Consider the following 6,687-nt stretch of genomic DNA (forward strand, 5'->3'; position numbering starts at 1 on the left):
GGGGTGTCGTCAGCCTGGTACGTCACGTCAGCTGGGCCCGGCCTTGTAGCCGACGCCACGAACGGTCACCACGATCTCGGGGCGCTCCGGGTCCTTCTCGATCTTGGACCGGAGCCGCTGGACGTGGACGTTCACCAGTCGGGTGTCCGCCGCGTGGCGGTAGCCCCAGACCTGCTCCAGCAACACCTCCCGGGTGAACACCTGCCAGGGCTTGCGGGCCAGCGCGACGAGCAGGTCGAACTCCAGCGGGGTCAGCGGGATGCCCCGGCCGTCCCGCTTCACGGAGTGGCCGGCCACGTCGATCACCAGATCGCCGATGGTCAGCTGCTCGGGAGTCGGCTCCTCGGCGCGGCGCAGTCGGGCTCGTACTCGGGCCACCAGCTCCTTGGGCTTGAACGGCTTGGTGACATAGTCATCGGCCCCCGACTCCAGGCCCACCACGACGTCGACCGTGTCGGTCTTCGCGGTCAGCATGACGATCGGGATGCCGGACTCGGCCCGGATCTGCCGGCAGACGTCGATACCGTCCCGTCCGGGCAGCATCAGGTCCAGCAGGACCAGATCGGGCTTGGTCTCCCGGAACGCGGCTAGTGCCTTGTCCCCATCCGCGACGAAAAACGGCTCAAAACCCTCACCACGCAGCACAATGCCGAGCATCTCGGCCAGTGCGGAGTCGTCATCAACGACGAGGACGCGTCCCTTCATGCGTCCATCTTCTCATTACCGGATTGTGACCTGCCGCACAGCAGTCCCAATGCGCCAGAACGGCCAAGTGACAACCCGGCGAATTCAGGCCATACCGGACGAATGATCTGGACCGAACCGCCCCGGGCACCGCTCGGGCCACCTGCGGGCCACCTCCGGGCGACGCGCTGACCGCCCCGCGGGCTCCTGTTGCCGTTCAGCAACCGGATACCCCTGGGGGCCGTCCGGCCACCATGGCACGATGGGCGCTGCGCGCGGGTGAAGATCCACCCGGCCCCGCGAACCCTGACGCCCCTCCGAGGAGCAGTGATGACCGACACTCCGGGCTGGGCCTCGCCCAGCTCGTCCGAGCCGCCCCGCGACGACACCCGGCCCCCGGCCGACACGTCCGCCGCCGTGCCCGGGCAGTCGGTACCACCCCATGCAGCACCCGCCGCGCCCCCCGCCTGGGGCCCCGGCTACGGCGGCCCCCAACAGGGCGGCCCCGCGTACGGCGGCCAGGGGCCGCACGGCCAGTACGGCTGGGGCGTGCCGACCAGCCCCAAGCCCGGCGTCATCCCGCTGCGCCCGCTCGGCCTCGGCGAGATCCTCGACGGAGCCGTCTCCACCATCCGCAAGCACTGGCGCACCACGCTCGGCCTTTCGCTCGGCGTCGCCGTCATCGAGCAGGCCGCCGTCACCGGCACCCAGCTGGCCGTGAAGGGCGACACCGGCGACCTCACCCCGGTGCTCTCGGCCCTGGTGAGCCTGCCGGTGACCATGCTGCTCAGCGTCGTCGCCGCCGCCCTGCTGACCATGGTGGTCAGCCGCGCCATCCTCGGGCAGTCCGCCACCGTCCGGGACGCCTGGCGGGGCGCACGCCCCCGGATGCTCCAGCTGACCGGCCTCACCCTGCTGACCGGCCTGATCGGCGCCGGCGTGGTGCTGCTCGGCTTCGCCCCGATGATCGGCTACCTGCTGGCCGGCGCGGACGAACCCGCCATCGCGGCCTTGCTCTTCGTCGTCGGCCTGCTCAGCATCCCGGTCGCGATCTGGATCTGGATCCAGCTCAGCCTGGCCGCCCCCGCCTTGATGCTGGAGAAGCAGGGCGTCATCACGGCGCTCTCCCGCTCGCGCCGGCTGGTCCGCGGCTCCTGGTGGCGGCTGTTCGGCATCAACCTCCTCAGCCAGGTGCTGGCCGGCATCGTCGCCGGGATCATCAGCGTGCCGTTCACGATCGTCGGCCTGGTCCTCGGCTTCGACGACATCGTCGGCCAGGTCGACGCCGGTGACCCGGCCACCCTGCCGACCGCCGTGCTGATCAGCACGGCGGTCGCCGGCGTGATCGCCTCCACCATCACCATCCCGTTCACCGCCACCATCGGCGTGCTGCTCTACGTCGACCAGCGGATCCGGCGCGAGGCCCTGGACATCGAGCTCGCCCGCGCCGCGGGTCTGCCCGAGTACGGCGGCACCGGCTGGGGCGACCAGACCGGCCAGAACCCGGCGAGGCTCTGAACCGGATGCCGAACTGGGGGGAGAAAGCGCTGGCGGCGAGCGGCGCTCCGGTCACCGTGCCACGTGACCCGGCCCGCGACGCCGCCCGCGACGAGTTGCTCAACGCGGACTACCACCGGCACGACCCGAGCCTCCAGCAGCGGGTCTACGACTGGGTCATGGACCGGATCGACGACGCGCTCGCCACCATCGCCGGCGACGGCACCAGCGGCACCACCGGCCTGATCCTCTTCCTGGTGGTCGCCGTCCTGATCGCCGCCGCCCTCTGGTGGCGCTTCGGCGCACCGAAGCGGGCCGCCCGCACCGTGCTCGACGTCTTCGGCGGCGCCGGACCGCGCAGCGCCGACCAGTACCGGGCCGACGCCGAGCGGCACGCCGCGGCCGGCCAGTGGTCCGAGGCCGTCCGCGAGCAGATGCGCGCCGTCGTCCGGGCCCTGGAGGAACGCACCCTGCTCGACACCCGCCCCGGCCGCACCGCCGACGAGGCCGCCGCCGAAGCCGGCCGGGCCCTGCCCGCGCACGCCGCCGCCCTCACCGCGGCGGCCCGCATCTTCGACGACATCGCCTACGGCGACCGCGCCGCCGACCGGGCCGCGTACCAGCTGCTGCGCGACCTCGACCAGGCCCTGGAACGCGCCCGCCCGGCGTTCGCCGCGGCCGCGGGAGGAACGGCATGACCAGCACCACCCCCGGCCCGGCCGCACCGCCGGCACCCGGCGGGCCCGCGCCCTCGGTACCGCTCACACCCGACGCACCGGCGCAGACCGCTCCCGGTCCCGCGGCCGGCCGCACCGTCGGCACCAGCAGCCTCGCACCCACCGGCCGCGGCCTCTGGCACCGCTCGCGCTGGTACCTGCTGACCGCCGCACTGCTGCTGCTCGCCTCCGCCGTCCTGGCCGGCCTCAACCAGGAGCGCCGCTACCCCCCGCTCGACCCGCGCTCCTACGACGCCTCCGGCTCCCACGCCGTCGTCGCGCTGCTCCAGCGCGAGGGCCTCCAGGTCGACGTCACCGCCGACCTCCCCACCCGCGCCGGCGGCAACGACACCCTCGTCGTCCCCGAGCCCGACCTGCTCGGCGCCGACCAGTTGCGCGCCCTCGCCGCCGCCCGGCACGGCCGACTGGTCCTGATCTCCCCCGGTCCCGCGGCGCTCAGCGCCCTCGCCCCGGGTGTCCGCCCCTCCGAGGAGGGCGGCGGCGCCCCCTACGTCGCCGTCCGCAGCACCCCCGCCCAGTGCGCGCTCACCGAGGCCGTCCGGGCCGGCACCGCCCACCTCGGCGGCCTGCTCTACACCACCGGCAGCCGCGGCGAGGGCTGCTACCCGCGCGGCCACGGCTACCCGCTGGTCGTCGTGCCGACCGGCAAGGGCAGCGAGGTCGTCGTCCTCGGCAGCGGCGACTTCCTCAGCAACGAGCTGATGAAGAAGGACGGCAACGCCTCCCTGGCGCTCGGCCTGCTCGGCTCGCAGCCGCATCTCACCTGGCACCTTCCCGACTACACCGCGCCGGTCCGCGACGGCGGCGGCGACAAGCAGTTCACCGACTTCATCCCCGACGGCTGGCGCTGGGCCGCGTACCAGCTCGGCATCGCCACGCTGCTCACCGCGCTCTGGCGCGCCCGTCGGCTCGGCCCGGTCATCAGCGAGAACCTGCCCGTCGTGGTCCGCGCCGCCGAGACCACCGAGGGCCGCGCCCGCCTCTACCGCCGCGCCAAGGCCCGCGGCCGCGCCGCCGACGCCCTGCGCCGCGCCGCCGCCCACCGCCTCGCGCCCACCCTGGGCGTCCCACCCACCGCCGCCGGCGCACCCGACCCCACCGCGCTCTGCGCGGCCGTCGCCGACCGCCTCCCCGACCGACCCGCCGGGGACGTACGGGCCCTCCTGTACGGCCCGCCCCCGGCCGACGACGCCGCGCTGCTGCGGCTCGCCGACGACCTCGACACCCTCGAAAGGCAGGTACGGAAGCCGTGACCGAGCAGGCCACCGCCACCCCCGTCTCCATCCCCGGCACGGCGACCGCCACCCCCGGGACCACCGACGACCCGCGCCAGGCGCTCACCGCCCTGCGCGCCGAGATCGCCAAGGCCGTGGTCGGCCAGGACGCCGCCGTCACCGGCCTGGTCGTCGCCCTGCTCTGCGGCGGCCACGTCCTGCTGGAGGGCGTGCCCGGCGTCGCCAAGACCCTGCTGATCCGCACCCTCTCCACCGCGCTCAGCCTGGACACCAAGCGGATCCAGTTCACTCCCGACCTGATGCCCGGCGATGTCACCGGCTCCCTCGTCTACGACGCCCGCACCGCCGAGTTCTCCTTCCAGCCCGGCCCGGTCTTCACCAACCTGCTGCTCGCCGACGAGATCAACCGCACGCCGCCGAAGACCCAGGCCGCCCTGCTGGAGGCCATGGAGGAGCACCAGGTCACCGTCGACGGCGAGCCCCGCGCGCTGCCCGCCCCGTTCCTGGTCGCCGCCACCCAGAACCCGGTCGAGTACGAGGGCACCTACCCGCTGCCCGAGGCCCAGCTCGACCGCTTCCTGCTCAAGCTGATCCTGCCGCTGCCCGACCGCGACCAGGAGTTCCAGGTCCTCGCCCGGCACGCCTCCGGCTTCGACCCGCGCAACCTCGCCGCGGCGGGTGTCCGCCCGGTCGCCGGCCCCGAGCACATCGCCGCCGCCCGCGCGCAGATCGCCGAGCTCACCGTCGCGCCCGAGGTGCTCGCCTACATCGTCGACCTCTGCCGGGCCACCCGGCAGTCCCCGTCGCTCTCCATCGGCGTCTCCCCACGTGGTGCCACCGCCCTGCTCGGCGCCTCCCGCGCCTGGGCCTGGCTGGCCGGCCGCGACTACGTCACCCCCGACGACGTCAAGGCCCTCGCCCTGCCGACCCTGCGGCACCGCGTCGCGCTGCGCGCCGAGGCCGAGATGGAGGGCGTCACCGCCGACTCCGTCATCCAGGCCGTCCTGGCCCAGACGCCCGCCCCCCGCTGACCGCCCGCCCCGCCCTGTTCACGAAGGAGCGCACCGCATGGCCCTCACCGGGCGAACCGCCCTGCTCGCCGCACTCGGCGCGCTCGTCGTGGGCCTGCTCCTGCCGTCCTGGAGCGGGATCGCCGCCGTCACGGGCACGGTCCTGCTCGCGGTCGTCGTCGACCTGGTGCTCGCCGCCCCCGTCCGCAGCCTGCGGATCACCCGGGGCGGCGACACCACCGTCCGGCTCGGCGAGCCCGCGTCCGTCGAACTGACCCTCACCAACCCGTCCGGCCGCCCGCTCAGAGGCCGCGTCCGCGACGCCTGGGCGCCGTCCGCCTGGCGGCCCGGCACCGAGATCGCCGCGTCCCGGCACAGCCTGCGCATCCCCGGCGGCGAGCGGCGCCGGACCACCACCGTGCTCACCCCGACCCGGCGCGGCGACCACCACGCCCACAAGGTGACGATCCGTTCCCTGGGCCCGCTGGGCCTGGCCGGACGCCAGGGCTCGCACCTCGTCCCCTGGACGGTCCGCGCCCTGCCCCCGTTCAACAGCCGCAAGCACCTGCCGTCCCGGCTCGCCCGGCTGCGCGAACTCGACGGCCGCACCTCCGTCCTGACCCGGGGCCAGGGCACCGAGTTCGACTCCCTGCGCGAGTACCTGCCCGGCGACGACATCCGCTCCATCGACTGGCGCGCCAGCGCCCGCCGCAACACCGTCGCCGTCCGCACCTGGCGGCCCGAGCGGGACCGGCACATCCTGATCCTCCTCGACACCGGCCGCACCTCCGCCGGCCGGGTCGGCGACGCCCCCCGTCTGGACGCCTCGCTCGACGCCGCGCTGCTGCTCACCGCGCTCGCCACCAGGGCGGGCGACCGGGTCGACCTACTCGCCCACGACCTGCGCAAGCGCGTCTCGGTGGCCGGCCGCTCACCCAGCGAGATCCTGCCGGCCTTCACCAACGCAATGGCCGGCCTGGAGCCCGCCCTCTACGAGACCGACATGCGCTCGCTGGTCGCCACCGCGCTCAAGATGGCGCCGCACCGCTCCCTGATCGTCCTGCTCACGGGGCTCGACGCGGCCCCCGTCGAGGACGGCCTGCTGCCGCTGCTCCCGCTCCTGACCAAGCGCCACGAAGTCGTCCTGGCCTCCGTTTCCGACCCGCACCTGGACGAGCTGGCCACCGCCCGCGGCACCGTCGAAGCCGTGTACGGCGCGGCCGCCGCCGAGCAGACCCGCGCCGACCGCCGACTCACCGCGGACCGGCTCACCCGCCACGGCGTGACCGTGCTCGACGCCCCGCCGACCGCGGTGGCCCCGGCCCTCGCCGACGCCTACCTCGCACTCAAGGCCGCCGGCCGCCTCTGAGACCACCGGGGCCCGCTGAGGGCCCCACAGATGCTCCGCGCGCTGTCGGGGCCGTACGACTGAGCCCTGCTACGGACGTCCGTAGCAGGGCCGAGGCGGCGCCCGCGGTGGACTCCCCCGACCGGTTCGGCTGGCTGCGCCGGCGGCTGGAGTGG

General features: G+C 74.8%; 6 protein-coding genes. 5 read left to right on the forward strand and 1 reads right to left on the reverse strand.

Annotated elements, in window-relative coordinates; genetic code table 11:
• Positions 1-27: 27 nt before the first annotated feature.
• Positions 28-705: an MtrAB system response regulator MtrA gene (gene mtrA / locus AB0J08_RS32170; protein ID WP_030061806.1), complete on the reverse strand. Its 678-nt coding sequence runs from the start codon at positions 703-705 to the stop codon at positions 28-30.
• A gap of 309 nt (positions 706-1,014) precedes the next feature.
• On the opposite strand from mtrA, the gene AB0J08_RS32175 reads away from it, so the two are divergent.
• Genes AB0J08_RS32175 through AB0J08_RS32195 form a run of 5 tightly spaced genes read left to right on the forward strand, consistent with a single transcriptional unit; the run spans position 1,015 to position 6,532 of the window.
• On the forward strand, positions 1,015-2,202 hold the full coding sequence (locus AB0J08_RS32175; RefSeq protein ID WP_360641384.1) for a hypothetical protein: 1,188 nt from the start codon (positions 1,015-1,017) through the stop codon (positions 2,200-2,202).
• Between the two features lie 5 nt (positions 2,203-2,207).
• Positions 2,208-2,879 carry a DUF4129 domain-containing protein gene (locus AB0J08_RS32180; protein ID WP_360641385.1) on the forward strand — a complete coding sequence of 224 codons (672 nt, stop codon included), beginning with the start codon at positions 2,208-2,210 and terminating at the stop codon, positions 2,877-2,879.
• Positions 2,876-4,171, forward strand: coding sequence for a DUF4350 domain-containing protein (locus AB0J08_RS32185; RefSeq protein ID WP_360641386.1), 1,296 nt, complete (start codon positions 2,876-2,878; stop codon positions 4,169-4,171). The genes AB0J08_RS32180 and AB0J08_RS32185 overlap by 4 nt, the downstream gene beginning before the upstream one ends.
• 29 nt (positions 4,172-4,200) lie before the next feature.
• Entirely contained in the window at positions 4,201-5,184 is a 984-nt protein-coding gene (locus tag AB0J08_RS32190; protein WP_360641391.1) for a MoxR family ATPase, read from the forward strand.
• A 37-nt stretch (positions 5,185-5,221) separates the two neighbouring features.
• Positions 5,222-6,532: a DUF58 domain-containing protein gene (locus tag AB0J08_RS32195; RefSeq protein WP_360641387.1), complete on the forward strand. Its 1,311-nt coding sequence runs from the start codon at positions 5,222-5,224 to the stop codon at positions 6,530-6,532.
• Positions 6,533-6,687 lie beyond the last annotated feature (155 nt).

This window comes from Kitasatospora sp. NPDC050463, from assembly GCF_040655255.1.
Classification (GTDB): Bacteria; Actinomycetota; Actinomycetes; order Streptomycetales; family Streptomycetaceae; genus Kitasatospora.